This window comes from Escherichia sp. E1130 (assembly GCF_005781065.1).
GTDB lineage: Bacteria > Pseudomonadota > Gammaproteobacteria > Enterobacterales > Enterobacteriaceae > Escherichia.
On record NZ_VATL01000021.1, the window covers coordinates 18,280 to 36,951 of the forward strand.

The 18,672-nt window shown below is 52.7% G+C and carries 18 protein-coding genes; 10 read left to right on the plus strand and 8 right to left on the minus strand.

The window, feature by feature from the left end; genetic code table 11:
• Nucleotides 1-90: 90 nt before the first annotated feature.
• Genes FEK66_RS19355 through FEK66_RS19380 form a run of 6 tightly spaced genes read left to right on the plus strand, consistent with a single transcriptional unit; the run spans nt 91 to nt 5,530 of the window.
• Entirely contained in the window at nt 91-858 is a 768-nt protein-coding gene (locus FEK66_RS19355) for an IclR family transcriptional regulator (RefSeq protein ID WP_131162263.1), read from the plus strand.
• Between the two features lie 23 nt (nt 859-881).
• Complete coding sequence (locus tag FEK66_RS19360; RefSeq protein ID WP_135495447.1) at nt 882-1,886, plus strand: 2-dehydro-3-deoxygalactonokinase; 1,005 nt, start codon at nt 882-884, stop codon at nt 1,884-1,886.
• Nucleotides 1,876-2,505: a 2-dehydro-3-deoxy-6-phosphogalactonate aldolase gene (locus FEK66_RS19365; RefSeq protein WP_130261216.1), complete on the plus strand. Its 630-nt coding sequence runs from the start codon at nt 1,876-1,878 to the stop codon at nt 2,503-2,505. The genes FEK66_RS19360 and FEK66_RS19365 overlap by 11 nt, the downstream gene beginning before the upstream one ends.
• Before the next feature lie 24 nt (nt 2,506-2,529).
• Nucleotides 2,530-3,504 carry a tripartite tricarboxylate transporter substrate binding protein gene (locus tag FEK66_RS19370; protein ID WP_138211525.1) on the plus strand — a complete coding sequence of 325 codons (975 nt, stop codon included), beginning with the start codon at nt 2,530-2,532 and terminating at the stop codon, nt 3,502-3,504.
• Nucleotides 3,505-3,520: 16 nt separating this feature from the next.
• Nucleotides 3,521-4,027: a tripartite tricarboxylate transporter TctB family protein gene (locus tag FEK66_RS19375; RefSeq protein WP_130209456.1), complete on the plus strand. Its 507-nt coding sequence runs from the start codon at nt 3,521-3,523 to the stop codon at nt 4,025-4,027.
• A gap of 12 nt (nt 4,028-4,039) precedes the next feature.
• Entirely contained in the window at nt 4,040-5,530 is a 1,491-nt protein-coding gene (locus FEK66_RS19380; protein WP_130209454.1) for a tripartite tricarboxylate transporter permease, read from the plus strand.
• Nucleotides 5,531-5,742: 212 nt separating this feature from the next.
• Here FEK66_RS19380 and udp read toward each other — a convergent pair whose 3' ends face one another.
• Nucleotides 5,743-6,507, minus strand: coding sequence for a uridine phosphorylase (gene udp / locus FEK66_RS19385; RefSeq protein ID WP_000045178.1), 765 nt, complete (start codon nt 6,505-6,507; stop codon nt 5,743-5,745).
• Nucleotides 6,508-6,768: 261 nt separating this feature from the next.
• Between udp and FEK66_RS19390 the strand changes: the two genes are divergently transcribed.
• A complete protein-coding gene (locus FEK66_RS19390; RefSeq protein ID WP_130209450.1) occupies nt 6,769-7,584 on the plus strand; it encodes a dienelactone hydrolase family protein in 816 nt (271 codons plus the stop codon).
• Nucleotides 7,585-7,622: 38 nt separating this feature from the next.
• On the opposite strand, the gene metE is transcribed toward FEK66_RS19390, so the two are convergent.
• Entirely contained in the window at nt 7,623-9,884 is a 2,262-nt protein-coding gene (metE, locus tag FEK66_RS19395; RefSeq protein ID WP_135495446.1) for a 5-methyltetrahydropteroyltriglutamate--homocysteine S-methyltransferase, read from the minus strand.
• A 117-nt stretch (nt 9,885-10,001) separates the two neighbouring features.
• On the opposite strand from metE, the gene metR reads away from it, so the two are divergent.
• Nucleotides 10,002-10,955: an HTH-type transcriptional regulator MetR gene (gene metR / locus FEK66_RS19400; RefSeq protein WP_000573618.1), complete on the plus strand. Its 954-nt coding sequence runs from the start codon at nt 10,002-10,004 to the stop codon at nt 10,953-10,955.
• Here metR and bioP read toward each other — a convergent pair.
• The 3 genes from bioP to pldB form a co-directional block, all read right to left on the minus strand.
• Nucleotides 10,843-11,742 carry a biotin transporter gene (gene bioP, locus FEK66_RS19405; protein ID WP_135495445.1) on the minus strand — a complete coding sequence of 300 codons (900 nt, stop codon included), beginning with the start codon at nt 11,740-11,742 and terminating at the stop codon, nt 10,843-10,845. The two genes, metR and bioP, sit on opposite strands and share 113 nt — an antisense overlap.
• A gap of 75 nt (nt 11,743-11,817) precedes the next feature.
• Complete coding sequence (gene yigL / locus FEK66_RS19410) at nt 11,818-12,618, minus strand: sugar/pyridoxal phosphate phosphatase YigL (protein ID WP_130209446.1); 801 nt, start codon at nt 12,616-12,618, stop codon at nt 11,818-11,820.
• A gap of 7 nt (nt 12,619-12,625) precedes the next feature.
• Nucleotides 12,626-13,648, minus strand: coding sequence for a lysophospholipase L2 (pldB, locus tag FEK66_RS19415; protein WP_135495444.1), 1,023 nt, complete (start codon nt 13,646-13,648; stop codon nt 12,626-12,628).
• A gap of 110 nt (nt 13,649-13,758) precedes the next feature.
• On the opposite strand from pldB, the gene rhtB reads away from it, so the two are divergent.
• Nucleotides 13,759-14,379 carry a homoserine/homoserine lactone efflux protein gene (rhtB, locus tag FEK66_RS19420; RefSeq protein ID WP_131162268.1) on the plus strand — a complete coding sequence of 207 codons (621 nt, stop codon included), beginning with the start codon at nt 13,759-13,761 and terminating at the stop codon, nt 14,377-14,379.
• A gap of 61 nt (nt 14,380-14,440) precedes the next feature.
• Here rhtB and rhtC read toward each other — a convergent pair whose 3' ends face one another.
• The 3 genes from rhtC to pldA all read right to left on the minus strand — a co-directional run bounded on the left by rhtC (nt 14,441) and on the right by pldA (nt 17,955).
• Complete coding sequence (gene rhtC, locus FEK66_RS19425; RefSeq protein ID WP_000928845.1) at nt 14,441-15,061, minus strand: threonine export protein RhtC; 621 nt, start codon at nt 15,059-15,061, stop codon at nt 14,441-14,443.
• A 63-nt stretch (nt 15,062-15,124) separates the two neighbouring features.
• Nucleotides 15,125-16,954 (minus strand): ATP-dependent DNA helicase RecQ, encoded by a 1,830-nt coding sequence (gene recQ / locus FEK66_RS19430; RefSeq protein WP_130209494.1) that lies wholly within the window; start codon nt 16,952-16,954, stop codon nt 15,125-15,127.
• A gap of 131 nt (nt 16,955-17,085) precedes the next feature.
• Complete coding sequence (gene pldA / locus FEK66_RS19435; RefSeq protein WP_130209440.1) at nt 17,086-17,955, minus strand: phospholipase A; 870 nt, start codon at nt 17,953-17,955, stop codon at nt 17,086-17,088.
• A gap of 165 nt (nt 17,956-18,120) precedes the next feature.
• On the opposite strand from pldA, the gene yigI reads away from it, so the two are divergent.
• Nucleotides 18,121-18,588: an acyl-CoA thioesterase YigI gene (gene yigI, locus FEK66_RS19440; RefSeq protein WP_001277142.1), complete on the plus strand. Its 468-nt coding sequence runs from the start codon at nt 18,121-18,123 to the stop codon at nt 18,586-18,588.
• The last annotated feature ends 84 nt before the right edge of the window (nt 18,589-18,672 follow it).

The following is an 18,672-nucleotide window of genomic DNA, read 5'->3' on the forward strand; positions in this document are numbered from 1 at the left end:
CAATATGAGACTAAGTTTATATTGTGGGACACATCACCTTTTCCCCACTTTATTCTGTGAAACACTCGGCAATATCATCAGGAGACATCTATGGCAGAAACCTCTTCAACCACCGCTGGCGCACAAACGTTATTACGCGGACTGGCGGTTATTAATGCTGTTTATAACGGTTGCCATGACCTGAAAAGCATCGGCGAGTTCACCGGCACGACGCGGAGTACAACCCATCGTTTAGTCTCTGTTTTGGTGGAGCAACGCTATCTGCGCCATGTCCCAACTCAGGGCTACCAACTGGGCGCCAAACTGATCGAACTCGGCGCCAGAGCGCTGGAAAGCACTTCATTGTATGAAGTTGCACAGCCCGTTTTGCAACGTCTGGCCCGTTACACCCTGGACACCGTGCATCTGGGGATCGTTGAAGGCGACGAAGTGCTGTATCTGGAGAAGATCAACAGTCAGCGCGGGCTGGAAATGCGCTCACGCCCAGGCCATCGCATGCCACTGGCAATCACCGGCATCGGCAAGGCGTTGATCCTCAACCGAACAGAAGAAGAGTGGCGCACACTATTTTTGACTTGTGGTGATGAAACAAAACTGGGCGCATTTATACAAAACATGCGCCGTTATGCCGCCAGTGGTTTTGCTTTTGATCTGGAAGAGAACGAGCCCACTATCCGTTGCGTTGCAGCGCCGATTTACAACGCCCGGAATGAAATTGTGGCGGCCATTTCTGTCGCCAGTACCACCACGTATATGTCGCTGGCGCGCCTGGAAGAACTGGCACCTTACGTCAAATCCTGTGCAGAAGAGATCTCCGCTGAACTGGGCTGGGGTAAGCACGTCCGCAAAGATAATTAAACCATGATTAAAGGAAACGGCTAATGTCGGGAAATACCTCATTTATTGCCCTGGACTGGGGAACGTCATCGCTTCGGGCATGGCGTTTTGGTGACTCACCAGATCCACAAGAAAAACGTGAATTCCCTTGGGGAATCATGAAATTACCCTCCCAGGCAGCAACACGTGAGGACGCTTTCCACGATACATTTTTACGTGTCTGTGGAGACTGGCTGGCACAATCCCCCTGCCCGGTTCTGGCTTGTGGCATGATCGGCAGTGCGCAAGGGTGGCAACCAGCAGCTTATTTACCTTGCCCGGTCACTCTCGATGGACTGGCGAAGCAACTGACGCCGGTTATCCACCAGCAGCAGACAATGCTGCACATCATTCCTGGCGTGATTAAAGAAGGTGAAATGCCCGAAGTGATGCGTGGCGAAGAGACACAAATCTTCGGTGCCATCACAATGGAACCTGCTCTGCAAGACGCAATCCGTAAGGGTGTGCCGGTGCTGATTGGCTTACCTGGCACTCATGCGAAATGGGCGGTGGTTGAAAATAACACCATTACCGATTTCCGAACCTTTATGACGGGCGAATTATTTGATGTTTTATCCCGCCATTCGATTCTTGGCGCCACCATGCATTCGGGAGATGAGCCGCACTGGGATGCCTTTGCCCAAGGACTGACAGCGGCACTGGAGCATCATCAGACCGGATTATTATCGACGCTGTTTTCGACCCGTTCGCGCTTGCTGACCGATAATCTTACGCCGTCCTCACAGGGAGATTATCTTTCTGGATTACTGATAGGCCATGAATTATGTGGTCTGGCATCCAGCTTGCTGCGTGATTTACCCGCCACAACGCCGATCGCCTTAATCGGTAGCGCCACCCTGAACAGCCGCTATTCACGGGCGTTCAGCCACGTTTTTCCCGACAGACAGTTTCACGCCATTCCTAATGCCACTGAACAGGGATTATGGCGAATCGCCCACGCTGCCGGGCTACTCTCCACCAACGCCAGGGAATGTACTCATGCCATTTAATACGCTTTTGCAAAAAACCGGGTTAGTCGCCATTTTACGCGGCGTGAAACCGGATGAGATTGTCGCCATCGGTGAAAAGCTGTACGCCGCCGGATTCCGCCTGATTGAGATTCCCATGAACTCGCCGGAGCCGTTGCAAAGTATCAGTCTACTGCGCGACGCCCTGCCTAAGGACTGCCTGGTCGGAGCCGGAACTGTGCTTTCAGTAGAGCAGGTGGTCGCGGTTAAAGAGGCTGGAGGCCAGATTATCGTGATGCCGCATTGCGATACTGCGGTGATCCGTCGCGCCCGTGCGCTGGGTATGTATTGCGCGCCTGGCGTCGCTACGCCCACTGAAGCCTTTGCTGCCATTGAACACGGCGCCAATGCCATCAAGCTGTTCCCGGCCGAACAAATTACGCCAGAAGTCACCAAAGCCTGGCGTGCGGTTATTCCGCAATCCGTTCCGATGTTACCGGTTGGCGGTATCACACCGGAAACAATGGCGCGTTATCTGAGCCACGGCGCAAACGGTTTTGGCCTCGGTTCTGCGCTATATCGCCCCGGCATGACGCCAGAGCAGGTCTATGAAAATGCAGTGCTGTTTATGAACGCATGGAACAATTTAAATAATAACTAACTGATAAATAAGGATATAAAACCAATGATAAAACATCTTACCTTACCGAAAAAAATGGCTGCGATGGTACTTCTTGCAGGCGCTGCCCTCAGCACTGCACCCGTACAGGCGGCTTCCTACCCAACCAAACAGATCGAGTTAGTCGTACCCTACGCTGCCGGAGGCGGTACGGATCTGGTTGCCCGAGCCTTTGCTGATGCCGCCAAAAACCATTTACCCGTCAGCATCGGGGTTATCAATAAACCAGGCGGTGGCGGCGCTATTGGCCTGAGCGAAATCGCCGCTGCCCGCCCTAACGGTTACAAAATCGGTTTAGGCACGGTTGAACTGACCACCCTTCCCGGCCTCGGAATGGTGCGTTTTAAAACCAGCGACTTCAAACCCATCGCCCGTCTGAATGCGGATCCGGCGGCTATCACCGTCCGTGCCGATGCGCCGTGGAATAGCTATGAAGAATTTATGATTTACGCCAAAGCGAATCCCGGAAAAGTACGCATTGGTAACTCAGGCACCGGGGCTATCTGGCATCTGGCGGCGGCTGCACTGGAAGATAAGACGGGCGCAAAGTTTTCCCATGTCCCGTATGACGGCGCAGCCCCTGCCATTACAGGTCTGTTAGGCGGGCACATTGAAGCGGTTTCTGTAAGCCCAGGTGAAGTTATCAACCATGTGAAAGGCGGCAAGCTGAAGACACTGGTGGTGATGGCGGATGAACGTGTGAAAGCCATGCCTGACGTACCGACGTTAAAAGAGAAAAGCGTTGATCTCTCCATCGGCACCTGGCGCGGTCTGATTGTGTTGCAAAAAACGCCGCAGGATGTGGTGGATGTTCTGGCGAAGGCAGCAAAAGAGACGGCTGAAGAGCCTGTATTTCAGGATGCTCTGCAAAAGTTGAATCTCAACTATGCATGGCTTGATGGCGCCAGCTTCCAGACCCAAATCAGCGAGCAGGAACAGTATTTTGACGAGCTGCTAACTCGCCTGGGCCTGAAAAAATAATCCCGAGGTACGGTCGATGAACACAAAACAGTCTGTTGCTCAACTCGCCGTACCGCACCGCAAGCGCCTTTCATCCACCGTGGTGGTGGCGCTGTTACTTTGCGTAGTTGCTGGCACAGTGATGATTAATGCCGCTGATTTTCCAGCAACTGCCATTGAAACGGATCCCGGTGCAAGTGCCTTCCCTACCTTCTATGCCTGCGCCCTGATTGTGCTCGCTGTCTTGCTGGTGATACGCGATCTTTTGCTGGCAAAACCAGAATCTTGCGCCAACGCACAGGAAAAACCGGCATTCAGGAAAACGGCAACGGGAATTGCGGCAACCGCGTTTTATATTGTGGCGATGAGCTACTGCGGTTATCTCATTACTACTCCTGTTTTCCTCATCGTCATTATGACGTTGATGGGCTACAGGCGATGGGTACTCACACCGGGTATTGCGCTCTTGTTAACGGCAATCCTCTGGTTGCTGTTCGTCGAAGCGTTACAGGTGCCATTGCCTGTCGGCACATTTTTCGAATAACAGGGGCCAGCAATGTTTGAAAGTGAACTTTTAACTCAGGGTTTTTCGACATTACTCAGTAATCCTCAGGCGCTGCTGTTTGCCACGTTTGGGGTGATGCTGGGTATTGTGATTGGCGCCCTGCCCGGTTTAACAGCGACCATGGGGGTGGCGATTTTACTGCCTTTCACCTACGGCATGGAGCCTGTTTCTGGCTTGTTGATGATTTGCGGCGTCTTTTTTGGCGGCGTCTATGGCGGTTCTATCACCGCAATTTTGCTCAAAATTCCAGGCACACCCGCAGCCGCAGCCACCGCAATTGACGGTTATGAGCTGACGAAGCAGGGAAAAGCCGGGCTGGCGTTGAGTGCCGCCACGTTCTCTTCCTTTAGCGGCGGAACAATCAGCATTATTGTGCTGATGTTTCTCTCTCCGGTACTTGCCAGTTGGGCGTTGAAGTTTAGTGCTTCAGAGTCCTTCGCCCTGGCAACCTTCGGGCTGAGTATTATTGCCAGTATTTCTGGCGAGTCGTTGATTAAAGGACTGATTGCCGGAGTTGGCGGATTGCTGATCGCAACGATAGGCCTTGATCCAATGGGCGGTTTTCCACGGTTTACAGGTGGATTTGTGGAGCTGATGAATGTGCCATTTATCCCGGTGATGATTGGTTTATTTGCTGCTTCAGAGGCATTCCGCTCTATGGAGCAAAACCAGCAAATTCGTCAGGGGGCGAAGGTGGCTATCGGCAGTCTGTTACTGCCCTGGCAAACGCTACGTCGCATCGCATTAACCATTTTGCGCTCATCAGGATTAGGGGTTTTTATCGGCATGATCCCCGGTGCGGGGGCGGATATTGCAGCTTTTGTTGCCTATAACGAAACTCGTCGTTTCAGTAAGACACCAGAAAACTTTGGTAAGGGTGAAATTAAAGCTGTGGCGTCCAGTGAGGCAGGCGCGAATGGCTGCACCGGTGGCGCGTTGTTACCTATGCTGACGCTGGGGATCCCTGGCGATGCGGTAACCGCCATCATGCTGGGCGCGTTAACGTTACAAGGGATGCAGCCAGGCCCACTGATGTTTACCGACCACGGCGATATGGTTTATACGCTGTTTGTCGGCATGATCTTCTGTTACTTCATGCTGCTAGTGCTTGGGCTGCTCTCTTTGAAAGTCATCGGCAACGTGGTGAAAATCCCCGGCAATATTCTCACGCCGATGATCCTCGCGCTTTGTGTTGTTGGGACTTATGCGCTGAACAATAGCCTGTTTGATGTCGGCATTATGCTGATTGCGGGCGTAGTGGGCTATTTCATGCAGAAAGGGGGATATCCGGCGTCGCCAGTGGTCCTGGCATTGATTATGGGGCCAATGGCAGAAAGTAATTTTCGCCGGGCGCTGTCGCTTTCGGGTGGTTCACTCGACTTTCTGTATACCCGACCGATCACCCTGGCATTGCTGACTCTGGCAGCCTTTACGCTACTGACACCAATAATCCGCAAAATTATGCGCTTACGGCGTCAGTAACAGATATCGCTCTCCGAAGTTGGGGAGTATGAGACTGATGACAAACGCTAAATTGCCTGATGCGCTGCGCTTATCAGGCCTACCACAGAAATGCAATATATTGAATTTGCATGCTTTTGTAGGCCCGGATAAGGCGTTCACGCCGCATCCGGCATGAACAAAGCACACGTTAACAACAATCAGAATGCTCCCCTAAGCCAGGGAGCATTTTTTTATTTCAGCAGACGACGCGCCGCTTCCACTACGATTTTCACCGCATGGCTTTCAGTTTGTTTCATCGTCTCGGCGTTCGGGATCTCTTGCTGGGTACGGTTAACGATAACGCCCGCCACCATACCGGCGCGCAGGCCCTGGCTTGCACACATGGTCAGCAGAGTTGCAGATTCCATTTCATAGTTCATCACGCCCATCGCCTGCCACTCTTCCATAGAACCTTTAAAGTGACGGACTACGCGACCAGAGTAAGTATCGTAACGCTCCTGGCCCGGGTAGAAGGTGTCAGAAGAAGCCGTCACGCCTACGTGAGTGGTGGCACCAATTGATTTCGCGGCTTCTACCAGTGCAGTCGTACATTCGAAATCAGCGACAGCCGGGAACTCCAGCGGAGCGAAGTGCAGGCTCGCGCCATCCAGACGAACAGACGCCGTGGTAACCAGGACATCACCAACATTAATATGCGGCTGAATAGCCCCCGTCGTACCGATACGCAGGAAAGTGCGAATGCCCAGCTGTGCCAGCTCTTCAACAGCAATAGAAGTAGACGGACCGCCGATACCGGTAGAGCAGACAATAACAGGTTTACCATCCAGCTCTGCGCGCCAGGTGGTGAATTCGCGGTGAGATGCCAGCTTAACCGGCTTATCCATCAGCGCGGCGATCTTTTCCACACGATCCGGGTCGCCAGGGACGATGGCAAGCGTAGCCCCTTGTAAATCGTTTTTAGTGAGGCCGAGATGAAAAACATCAGACTTGGACATATACAACTCCTCTGTGAATCGGTTTAGTCAGAAGAAGCAAAAAGACACTTTACCGAAGGATTTAACATTTTTTCGTGACACCCATCACCATGACGCAAATGTGTTGCATGCATTTACCTGATAAAAGTGATTTAAATCACATAAATAACTCTTTACCGTGTGTTGCTGCATAAAAGATGAGCCGATTCAGGCAATGTGATTTGTTGCATGCTGACTATAGTTAACATTGCGCAAAATTTTTATAAGGGTACGGAGAATACCATGGCAACAACACAACAATCTGGATTTGCACCTGCTGCATCGCCCCTCGCCTCGACCATCGTTCAGACCCCGGAAGATGCGATTGTGGCAGGGTTCACCTCTATCCCTTCACAAGGGGATAACATGCCTGCTTACCATGCTCGCCCAAAGCAGAGCGATGGCCCACTGCCAGTGGTCATTGTAGTGCAAGAAATTTTTGGCGTGCATGAACATATCCGCGATATTTGTCGCCGTCTGGCGCTGGAGGGGTATCTGGCTATCGCACCAGAACTCTATTTCCGCGAAGGCGATCCGAATGATTTCGCCGATATCCCAACGCTGCTAAGTGGTCTGGTGGCAAAAGTACCTGACTCACAGGTATTGGCCGATCTCGATCATGTTGCCAGTTGGGCGTCACGCAACGGCGGCGATGTCCATCGTTTAATGATCACCGGATTTTGCTGGGGCGGACGCATCACCTGGCTGTATGCCGCGCATAATCCACAGTTAAAAGCCGCAGTGGCGTGGTACGGCAAACTGACGGGCGATAAGTCACTGAATTCACCGAAACAACCTGTTGATATCGCAACCGATCTTAACGCTCCGGTTCTCGGCTTATATGGCGGCCAGGATAACAGCATTCCGCAGGAGAGCGTGGAAACGATGCGCCAGGCGCTGCGGGCAGCAAACGCGAAAGCAGAGATTATCGTTTACCCGGATGCAGGACATGCATTCAACGCCGATTATCGTCCGAGCTATCATGCCGAGTCAGCGAAAGACGGCTGGCAGCGAATGCTGGAATGGTTCAGGCAGTATGGTGGCAAGAAGTCGCTGTAATGAGAAAAGACCGGGTGGTATTACCACCCGGTTTGGATTTACCCCCGACGCAAATTCTGCGCCGCCTGCACCATGTTCGCCAGCGCTGCGCGGGTTTCTGGCCAGCCACGCGTTTTCAGGCCGCAGTCCGGGTTGACCCACAGACGCTCTGCCGGAATGCGTTTTGCCGCTTTCTTCAGCAAGGCTTCAATCCATTCCACACTCGGTACGTTTGGCGAGTGAATGTCATAGACGCCTGGGCCAATTTCATTCGGATAATCAAACTCTTCAAATGACTCCAGCAACTCCATGTCGGAACGCGAGGTTTCGATGGTGATGACGTCTGCATCCAGTGCCGCAATCGAATCCATGATGTCGTTGAACTCGCAATAACACATGTGAGTGTGGATTTGCGTTTCATCTTTCGCTACGGCGGCATTGATACGGAAGGCCTCTACGCCCCACTGGAGATAGGCGTCCCAGTCGCTACGACGCAGCGGTAAACCTTCGCGCAGTGCCGGTTCATCAATCTGGATGATGCCAATTCCAGCGGCTTCCAGGTCCGCCACTTCATCACGCAGCGCCAGCGCAATTTGTTTGGCGATGGTTTCACGGCTGACATCTTCACGCGGGAACGACCAGCAGAGAATCGTCACCGGGCCAGTCAGCATCCCTTTCACCGGTTTATCAGTCAGCGATTGCGCGAACGATGCCCACTCCACGGTAATCGGTGCCGGGCGGCTAACGTCACCAATAACAATCGGTGGCTTCACGCAGCGGGAACCGTAGCTCTGTACCCAACCGTTTTGCGTAAAGACAAAACCGTCGAGATGCTCACCAAAGTATTCCACCATGTCGTTACGCTCAGCCTCGCCATGTACCAGCACATCCAGTCCCAAACGTTCCTGCTCAACAATGGCCTGCTTGATATGTTCCGCAATGCCCGTGCGGTAGTTATTGGCGTCAAGATTGCCCTTTTTGAAATCCAGACGCAAAGTACGAATTTCCGTGGTTTGCGGGAAGGAACCAATCGTGGTGGTCGGCCACGCGGGCAGTTTAAAACGCGCACGCTGGGCTTCGGCACGCACTTCATAGACATTAGCACGCTGACTGTCCTGGGCGGTGATCGCCGCCAGACGTTTTTCTACCGCCGGATTATGTACACGGGTAGATTGGCGGCGCGCCTGAATCGGGGCGCTCCACTCTGCCAGAGCTGCCGTGTCACTACTGTTCAGCGCATCGCGCAGCAGCGCCAGTTCATGGCATTTTTGCAGGGCGAAGGCAAACCAGCTTTTCACTTCTGCATCAAGACGCGTTTCCACGCTCAGGTCGATGGGGCTGTGCAGCAGTGAGCAGGAAGATGCCACCCACAAATCACGTTTGCCGACAATGTCCTTAATTTGCGCATATTTCTCGGTAAGATCGGCGCGCCAGACGTTACGACCATTGATCAGACCAGCAGACAGCAGCCAGTCAGAAGGCAAACGCTTGTGCAGTTCAACAACGTCATCTTTGCCATGCACGAGGTCAACATGCAGCCCCTGAACAGGCAGCGCAGTAATCGTGTTGAGGTTTGGTGTGACGCCTTCAAAATAGGTAGTCAGCAGCAGTTTCACCTGCCCCTGGAGCGCGTCGTAAGCGGGTTTGTATGCGTCCAGCCACGCCTGCGGCAGTTCCAGTACCAGCGCGGGTTCGTCGATCTGTACCCACTCAATGCCGCGTTTTGCCAGTTCTGCCAGCACTTGCTGATAAACCGGCAGAATGTCGTTCAGCAGGCTCAGGCGGTCAAATTGCTCACCTTTCACTTTACCCAGCCACAGGTAGGTAATCGGCCCCAGCAGCACAGGTTTCACCTTGTGGCCCAGCGCCAGCGCCTCGTCCACTTCCTCCAGCAGCTGCGTCCAGGTCAGTTTGAACTGTTGGCCTTTAACGAACTCCGGCACCATGTAGTGATAGTTGGTGTTAAACCATTTGGTCATTTCCGCCGCTGCCGCAGGCTCGCCAGTCGGCGCACGTCCACGACCAATACGGAACAGGGTGTCGATATCTACCGAACCATCTTTGTTCTGGTGACGCGCTGGAACATTACCCAGCAGCAGGCTGGTGGTCAGAACATGATCGTACCAGGCAAAATCGCCCACCGGCAGCAGGTCGATACCCGCTTGCTTTTGTTGATCCCAGTGACGAGCACGCAATTCACGCCCTACTGCCAGCAGTTCTTCACGCGTGGAGTTCCCCGCCCAATAACTTTCTTGCGCTTTTTTCAGCTCGCGACGCAGGCCAACGCGAGGAAAACCGAGGGTGTGATTAAGAATTGTCATTATATGCCCCTTGTGGAATTTTTAGTATTTAGACGTCCAGATGTTTACACATCCATATTTGCCAGTTACTGTATATTCCTCAAGCGCAAATTATTCATGCCGAAGTGAAGGACTTTCATGATCGAAGTAAAACACCTGAAAACGCTACAAGCGTTGCGGAACTGCGGCTCGCTCGCAGCCGCTGCGGCGACGTTGCATCAGACGCAATCCGCCCTGTCTCACCAGTTTAGCGATCTGGAACAACGCCTCGGCTTCCGGCTATTTGTGCGTAAAAGCCAGCCGCTTCGCTTTACACCGCAAGGAGAAATCCTGCTACAACTGGCAAATCAGGTGCTGCCGCAAATTAGCCAGGCACTGCAAGCCTGCAATGAACCGCAGCAGACGCGCCTGCGCATTGCCATAGAGTGCCATAGCTGTATTCAGTGGCTGACGCCCGCATTAGAAAATTTCCATAAGAATTGGCCGCAGGTGGAGATGGATTTTAAATCGGGCGTAACGTTTGATCCGCAGCCTGCGTTGCAACAGGGCGAGCTGGATCTGGTGATGACGTCCGATATTCTGCCGCGCAGTGGTCTGCATTATTCGCCGATGTTCGACTATGAAGTGCGTCTGGTGTTAGCACCTGACCATCCACTGGCGGCAAAAACGCGTATTACACCGGAAGATCTCGCCAGCGAAACGCTGTTGATTTATCCGGTGCAGCGTAGCCGACTGGATGTCTGGCGGCATTTTCTTCAGCCAGCAGGCGTCAGCCCGTCACTGAAAAGCGTCGATAACACCTTATTGTTGATTCAGATGGTTGCCGCACGGATGGGTATTGCCGCACTACCGCATTGGGTAGTGGAGAGTTTTGAACGCCAGGGTCTGGTGGTCACCAAAACCCTGGGCGAAGGCTTGTGGAGCCGACTGTACGCCGCCGTGCGCGATGGCGAGCAGCGTCAGCCGATTACAGAAGCGTTTATTCGTTCAGCGCGCAATCACGCCTGCGATCATCTGCCGTTTGTGAAGAGCGCGGAGCGACCCACTTACGATGCACCCACAGTGAGGCCAGGATCACCAGCGCGCCTGTAATAAACGTTGGCCAGTGCGGCTGTTGGTGCCAGATAGCCAGGTTTACCAGCAGCCCTGCCGGAACGTGCATATTATTCATAATGCCCAGCGTTCCGGCGTCCACCTGCGTCGCGCCGTAGTTCCACATAAAGTAGCCAATCCCGGAAGCCACCACGCCAAGAAACATCAGAATGCCCCATTGCAGCGTGGTTTGCGGCATTTTCTGCGCATTTCCCAGCAAGAACCATGCAATCACCGCCACCAGGAACGCGCCGAGATAGAACCACGCAAAAGCGTTATGCTGCGGCATCGGACGAGTTTCCATCAGGCGTTTGTAACCCACCATGCCGATGGCAAAAGTGATATTGGAGAGTTGCACCAGCAGCAGGCCGGTCCAGAAATGGTCGGTGACCTGATCGTAGCGAATAATTCCGGCGCCAATCACCGCCAGCAAGGCGCTAAAGGCATAGCCCCAGCGCAGGCGGCGCTTGCTCATGATGTCATAAATCAGCGTGATGTAGAGCGGCGTCAGCACGGTGAACAACAACAGTTCGGAGACCGTCAGGTAGAGATAAGCACGGAAACTCAGCATATACATCACGCCAAGCTGCATCGCGCCCACCAGCATATACAGGCCGACCGTTTTCAGGCTATTGCCACGGGTACGCAGAAACGGCAGAAAAACGAGTGCCGCCAGGCCAACGCGCACCAGCACCGCAAAATAGCTATCGACGTGGCCCGCAAGGTACTCGCCATAAAAGCTAAAGGAGAAGGCCCACAGAATCGTGGTGATGATAAGTAGCGCCACAATGGAAAACTCTTTGATTAACGAGTATCCATTGTAGCGAAGTATCAGGTTGACAACTGACCAAATAAAGAACGATTACGATAAATAGAGCTTACGCAGATAATGCGGCACTGCGTCTTCGGCGTTAGTACCAATCACTTCCAGCTCTGGATGCAGATCTTTCAGCCGTTGATGTGCGCTGCCCATAATGCAGCCTTTACCCGCCATCGACAGCATTTCGGCATCGTTCATTCCATCGCCAAAGGCAATACAATCTTGCAGGCTGTAGCCCAGTTTCTTCGCTACCGCTTCCAGGGCATGGCCTTTTGAAACGCCGCCAGCCATGACTTCCAGGCAGGTTAAGGTAGAGAAACTGACATTGACGCGATCGCCCCAGCGAGCGTTAATCGCTTGCTCCAGTGGCAGAAGTTTTTCATGGGAATCACTGGTGAAGAACACTTTGCTGACACCTTCTGGTTCCAGCAACCCCGGCTCATATAGCGCATATTTGAATACCGCTTCTTTAAAAAAGCGCATCTCTTCCGGGCGGTGGCGATTCATAAACCATTCGTCGTCGCGATAAACGTTAGTAATGATGTCCGGATTGTCGTTGACTACGCCAAACAGGTCACTGGCAATGTCGCGATCCAGGTTATGAGCAAAAACCAGATTGCCATCCAGATCGTGAACGCGCGCGCCATTGGAGGTAATCATGTAAGACTTAATCTCCAGATTATCGCGAATTTGCCCCACATCAACGTGGTGGCGACCAGTCGCAAACACAAAGTTGATGCCGCGCGCGGTGAGCAGCTTCAGAGTTTCTTTGGCGTAAGGGGATAACGTATGGTCGGGAGAAAGTAACGTGCCATCTAAATCAGACGCAACAACCTGGTACATAAGAAATTTAAACCTCTGTAGAGCGGTTTCCGCTGGGTGAGTTATGCCTGTTGAAAAAATCAACGATGGCGTGGAGCGCGACTGAGCGCATTGCGTCCTTTTCAAAAAGGATCTCGTGGTACGCACCTTTAATTACCAACGGTCGACCTCCTTCTACAGGGTGGCCCGCGGCGGCGCGAAGTTCACAAAAACGGTCGTGCATGCGGTTATCCACCACGTGCTCTTCTTCAGCCTGCAAGAGAAGCGTTGGCGTGGCGTCATCACCTGCTCCGGCTAACACCTGTTCTCCGGCCAGAATACTTTCACGTACCCAATGGTATGTCGGCCCGCCGACACGAATCGTTGGGTCATCAGCATAGAAGCGTAGATTGCGCCGATATCGCTGCCTGCTGTGGGTAAGCACGTTGATGGTAAACGGCAAGGCGCGCCAGCGCCCGGTACCTATCGCATAGCCATCGCGAAAACGTGGGTGCGCTTCGGCCCAATTTAGAATCTGCCGCGCCATAAATGACGGCATGCGAATCACAATGCCGAACATTGGCGCGGTCAGTGCAATGGCATCGCACACGCCAGGATGGCGTTGCAGGAACAGAGTGGAGATTGCGCCGCCCATCGAGTGGGCCAGTATATAGCGTTTACGCCACGGACCTGGCTGGACCTCTTGTTGCCAGAACGCCGCCAAATCATCAACATAATCATCAAAGCGATTAACATGGCCGAGATGTGGATCGGCTAACAGACGACCAGAACGCCCTTGCCCGCGATGGTCGATGATTAATACGTCAAACCCCAGGTGAAACAGGTCATAAGCCAGTTCCGCATATTTTACGTAGCTCTCAATGCGCCCTGGACAGATGACGACCACCCGGTCATGGTGCTGCGCGCGAAAACGGACAAAGCGCACCGGAATGTCATCCACACCAGTAAACTCTGCTTCATCACGCTGACGCCAGAAATCAGTCAGCGGTCCCATGGTAAAAGCAGCAAACGCTTTTTCTCTTGTTTCCCAGTCTTTTTGCTGCTGAAACATCGGGTAATCAGCCTCTTAAACCACGTAAAATCGTTTTTTTAAGCGTGCCTGACACAACGCTGCGACAGTAGCGTATTGTGGCACAAAAATAGACACACCGGGAGTTCATCATGACTTTAGAATGGTGGTTTGCCTACCTGCTGACATCGATCATTTTAAGCTTGTCGCCAGGCTCTGGCGCAATCAATACCATGACCACTTCCCTTAACCACGGTTATCGTGGTGCAGTGGCGTCTATTGCTGGTTTGCAAACCGGGCTGGCGATTCATATCGTGCTGGTTGGCGTGGGATTGGGGACGCTATTTTCCCGCTCATTGATTGCGTTTGAAGTGTTGAAGTGGGCGGGAGCGGCTTACCTGATTTGGCTGGGGATCCAGCAGTGGCGCACCGCTGGTGCAATTGACCTTAAATCGCTGACCCCGACCCAATCACGGCGTCATCTGTACCAACGGGCCGTGTTTGTGAATCTCACCAATCCCAAAAGTATTGTGTTTCTGGCAGCGCTATTTCCGCAATTCATCATGCCGCAGCAGCCGCAAGTTATGCAGTATATCGTGCTCGGCGTCACCACCATTGTGGTCGATATTATTGTGATGATCGGTTACGCCACCCTCGCCCAACGGATCGCGTTATGGATAAAAGGGCCGAAACAAATGAAGGCATTGAATAAGATTTTCGGCTCGCTGTTTATGCTGGTGGGAGCGCTGTTGGCATCGGCGAGACATGCTTAAAAAATAATGTCGGATGCGGCGTAGACGCCTTATCCGACTTACTCTGATGACGCGTCTGGCATCAACGCGAAATAATCAAATGAATGCCAAATCCGGCAAATAATGCCCCGGCAAAACCATCAATCCACTTCGCCAGACGTTGATAACCACGGCGCATTTGCGGCAGGGCAAACAGGCTGGCAACGACGGTAAACCATGCCAGCGTTTCGACAATAATCAGCGCGAAAATGCCCCAGCGTTCGGTGGTGCCGACGTTATCGCCGACAAACAGCGAGAACACCGAGCCAAAGTAGATAATCGCTTTCGGATTGGCGAGATTGGTCAGTAAACCTTTCAGGAAACTACGCCCGCTTTTCGCCAGTTCTACCTGTGGCGCAGGTGCAGAAACAACCTCTTTTTTCAGTGCACTACGCAGCATCTGATAACCCATCCAGCAGAGATACAGGCCACCACCTACCATAATCAGCGTATGCAGCCAGGCCATTTTTTCGATAATCAGATGCAGGCCAAGCAGCGCAATCCCAGCCCAAACCATTACGCCGCAGGTAATGCCCAGCACACCCATCATCGCTTCTTTACGGGAACGACTAACGGCGGTCTGAGAGACAAAAAAGAAATCGGGACCGGGGCTCATAAGCGCCACGATGTGCACCATGGCAACGGTGAGGAATAACATCAACATACAATTGACTCGCGGGGAAAACGTTTACGGAATCTTCATCCTGGCACTTTTTTATGCCGCTGACTACTCTTCGTCGTCGCCGTCAACATGCGCGCGGATAAGCGTCATAAACGGTTTACCAAAGCGTTCCAGCTTGCGCATCCCAACGCCGTTAACGCTGAGCATTTCGCTGGCGGTGATCGGCATCTGTTCCGCCATCTCAATTAAGGTTGCGTCGTTAAACACCACGTACGGCGGGACATTGCTTTCATCGGCAATCGATTTACGCAGTTTGCGTAATTTAGCGAACAGTTTACGGTCATAGTTGCCGCCGAACGATTTCTGCATCGCTTTCGGTTTGAGCGCCACAATACGCGGCACGGCAAGTTGCAAAGAGGATTCGCCACGCAGTACCGGGCGCGCGGCTTCTGTCAGCTGTAACGCGGAGTGCTGGGCAATATTTTGCGTCACCAGGCCGAGGTGAATCAGCTGGCGGATCACGCTTACCCAGTGTTCATGACTTTTATCGCGGCCCATGCCGTAGACTTTCAGTTTGTCATGACCATAGTCGCGAATACGCTGGTTATTGGCGCCACGAATCACTTCCACCACATAGCCCATCCCAAACCGCTGATTTACGCGACCAATAGTGGAAAGGGCAATCTGCGCATCGGTTGAACCGTCGTACTGTTTCGGCGGATCGAGGCAGATATCGCAGTTCCCGCACGGCTCCTGACGACCTTCGCCAAAATAGTTCAGCAACACCAGACGGCGGCAGGTTTGCGCTTCGGCAAATGCGCCCATCGCATTGAGTTTGTGGCGCTCGATATCCTGCAACTGCCCCTGCGGCTTCTCTTCCAGACAACGGCGCAGCCACGCCATATCAGCCGGATCGTAAAACAGCATCGCTTCCGCGGGCAGGCCATCACGCCCGGCGCGACCGGTTTCCTGATAATAGGATTCGATATTGCGCGGAATATCAAAATGCACCACGAAGCGGACGTTCGGTTTATTGATGCCCATGCCGAACGCCACGGTCGCCACCACAATTTGCAGGTCATCGCGCTGGAATTTCTCCTGCACATCGGCGCGAACATCGTTTTCCAGGCCGGCATGATACGCCGCCGCGCTAATTCCTTTACTTTGCAGACGCGCGGCTGTGTCTTCTACTTTCGCCCGACTGTTGCAGTAGATAATGCCCGACTTTCCCCGCTGTTCCTGCACGTAACGCATCAACTGATCGAGAGGTTTGAACTTCTCCATCAGCATGTAGCGAATATTCGGACGGTCAAAACTACTGATTTGAATTAGCGGATCGTTCAGCCCCAGCAGGCGCACGATATCCTGCCGCGTGGTGTCGTCGGCGGTGGCGGTTAGCGCCATAAACGGCAGCGTCGGAAAACGCTGACGCAGCTGACCGAGCGCGGCATATTCCGGGCGGAAATCGTGGCCCCACTGGGAGATACAGTGCGCTTCATCAACGGCTAATAACACCGGATTCCAGTGCGCCAGATGCTCAAGGAAGTTATCCAGCATCAGGCGTTCCGGCGCGATATAGAGCAGACGAATTTGCCCGGTACGGCAGCCTGTCATCACTTCAAGTTGCTGCTCTCGGGTTTGCGTCGAGTTAAGGCACGCCGCCGCCACGCCGTTGGCTTGCAGTTGATCCACCTGATCTTTCATCAACGAAATCAGCGGTGAAACAACCACGGTAAGGCCGTTTAGCAATAAGGCAGGAATTTGATAGCAAAGGGATTTTCCGCCACCAGTGGGCATGACGACCAGGCAATCGCGACCAGAAAGTACGGTATCGATGATCTCTTCCTGACCAGGGCGAAACTGTTGGTAGCCAAAGGTTTCTTGTAAAACCTGCTTAGCTCCTGACTCCAGATTCAACACTTCCGCCTGCGCCACATTCACCCCGATTGCCTGAAATAAAAACAGGCGCTATTTTCAGCGCCTGCGCGAGAAACTGCAATGCTTTTAGTCTCTGAGAGGATAATCCTGGATGCTGGATTCCAGATTTGCCTTTCAATCAACTCGCATTAGAACAGGTCGTTTAGCATAACTCCCACACCGACGCGGGTCTGGTTAAAGTTATAGTCGATGAGCGATTCGCCATAGCCGCTGTAGACTTGGGTATAAAGACGCACATGTTTGGTGATCGGGTAGCTTAAGCCTAACTCCGCACCACCATAACCGGTGTTCCAGTTGTACTGCCCTTTCGCGCTCAGCACAGCATCACCGAGGTGATAACCAATTTTAAGCTGGTAGTAACCCATATATTTGGTGATGTCCGGGTTATCGTCCGTATTACCGACGACATACCACGGCTTCACTTCTACCAGCCAGTTACCGTTCTCTGCCATCAGGCGGGTGTAGATACGGTTCCAACTACGGGAAGTTGGGTCAGAACGTCCGTTAGAGTCGTGATTATAACCCATCTCTACATCGCGCAGCGTCCAGCCTGCAAAGCTGTAATCGGTGGCGAACCCGAGGAACAATTGCGGTTCATAGTTGGTTTCACGAAACGGTGATGACTCATCGCTATTAGAAAGCTGCCACCAGGATTTCTGTGTGTAGGAAGCGCCCAGTACAGAGTTTGGCCCCAAAATCCCCCGCCACAGCGGAAACGCCAGGCTCAACTGGAACTTTACTTCATCCTTACGCGCGTTCTCTGCCCAGTCGTAACTGGCAATAGCTTCTTTATTGAGATCGCTGGTTTGGGTGTAGATGATGTAGTTGGTGTCGTAAGGATAAAGGGTGAAAGGATTGTCATGCTCCTGCAACATATTGCCGATAATGCTGCCACGTACTGCTGGCGCGTCATGCACATCTTTCACCGTTGCCTCTTGCGCATTTGCCACTATCGGCAGCATACACATCGGCAACAAGCAGCCCAGTAGAGTCCGCATCGATCGTGTTCTCCGTAACGAATTATTGATTAGATGAATATTTTTTCTGCGGGCTATTTTACATACTTAACTCAATTGCCGTTAGTTATCCCTTCCTAAAGTAGAAACCAACAACAAAGAAGCATAAAATCAACATTTCATTAACCAATGAAGTGTAAGGATGATATGTCTGCCGTACTGACCGCCGAACAAGCCCTGAAATTAGTGGGTGAAATGTTTGTTTATCACATGCCATTTAACCGCGCATTGGGGATGGAGCTGGAGCGTTACGAAAAAGAATTTGCACAGCTGGCCTTTAAAAATCAGCCGATGATGGTTGGTAACTGGGCGCAAAGCATTTTGCACGGTGGGGTCATTGCGTCGGCGCTGGACGTCGCCGCGGGTCTGGTGTGTGTAGGTAGCACCTTAACCCGCCACGAAACCATCAGTGAGGATGAACTGCGCCAGCGGCTATCGCGGATGGGGACAATTGATCTTCGCGTCGATTATCTACGTCCAGGCAGAGGCGAGCGTTTTACAGCTACCAGTAGCCTGCTGCGTGCGGGTAATAAAGTCGCCGTCGCCCGCGTTGAACTGCACAATGAAGAACAGCTTTATATTGCCAGTGCTACCGCCACCTATATGGTAGGTTGAATACATAAAAGCAGGTAAACTGCTGAGACTTATGACAAACGCAAAATTGCCTGATGCGCTACGCTTATCAGGCCTACCAGAGAA

Excerpts from the sequence above, each read along its gene's own strand:
- FEK66_RS19355 (WP_131162263.1), top strand. The coding sequence starts at position 91 with ATGGCAGAAACCTCTTCAACCACCGCTGGCGCACAAACGTTATTACGC.
- FEK66_RS19360 (WP_135495447.1), top strand. The coding sequence starts at position 882 with ATGTCGGGAAATACCTCATTTATTGCCCTGGACTGGGGAACGTCATCG.
- FEK66_RS19365 (WP_130261216.1), top strand. The coding sequence starts at position 1,876 with ATGCCATTTAATACGCTTTTGCAAAAAACCGGGTTAGTCGCCATTTTA.
- FEK66_RS19370 (WP_138211525.1), top strand. The coding sequence starts at position 2,530 with ATGATAAAACATCTTACCTTACCGAAAAAAATGGCTGCGATGGTACTT.
- FEK66_RS19375 (WP_130209456.1), top strand. The coding sequence starts at position 3,521 with ATGAACACAAAACAGTCTGTTGCTCAACTCGCCGTACCGCACCGCAAG.
- FEK66_RS19380 (WP_130209454.1), top strand. The coding sequence starts at position 4,040 with ATGTTTGAAAGTGAACTTTTAACTCAGGGTTTTTCGACATTACTCAGT.
- udp (WP_000045178.1), bottom strand. The coding sequence starts at position 6,507 with ATGTCCAAGTCTGATGTTTTTCATCTCGGCCTCACTAAAAACGATTTA.
- FEK66_RS19390 (WP_130209450.1), top strand. The coding sequence starts at position 6,769 with ATGGCAACAACACAACAATCTGGATTTGCACCTGCTGCATCGCCCCTC.
- metE (WP_135495446.1), bottom strand. The coding sequence starts at position 9,884 with ATGACAATTCTTAATCACACCCTCGGTTTTCCTCGCGTTGGCCTGCGT.
- metR (WP_000573618.1), top strand. The coding sequence starts at position 10,002 with ATGATCGAAGTAAAACACCTGAAAACGCTACAAGCGTTGCGGAACTGC.
- yigL (WP_130209446.1), bottom strand. The coding sequence starts at position 12,618 with ATGTACCAGGTTGTTGCGTCTGATTTAGATGGCACGTTACTTTCTCCC.
- pldB (WP_135495444.1), bottom strand. The coding sequence starts at position 13,648 with ATGTTTCAGCAGCAAAAAGACTGGGAAACAAGAGAAAAAGCGTTTGCT.
- rhtB (WP_131162268.1), top strand. The coding sequence starts at position 13,759 with ATGACTTTAGAATGGTGGTTTGCCTACCTGCTGACATCGATCATTTTA.
- rhtC (WP_000928845.1), bottom strand. The coding sequence starts at position 15,061 with ATGTTGATGTTATTCCTCACCGTTGCCATGGTGCACATCGTGGCGCTT.
- pldA (WP_130209440.1), bottom strand. The coding sequence starts at position 17,955 with ATGCGGACTCTACTGGGCTGCTTGTTGCCGATGTGTATGCTGCCGATA.
- yigI (WP_001277142.1), top strand. The coding sequence starts at position 18,121 with ATGTCTGCCGTACTGACCGCCGAACAAGCCCTGAAATTAGTGGGTGAA.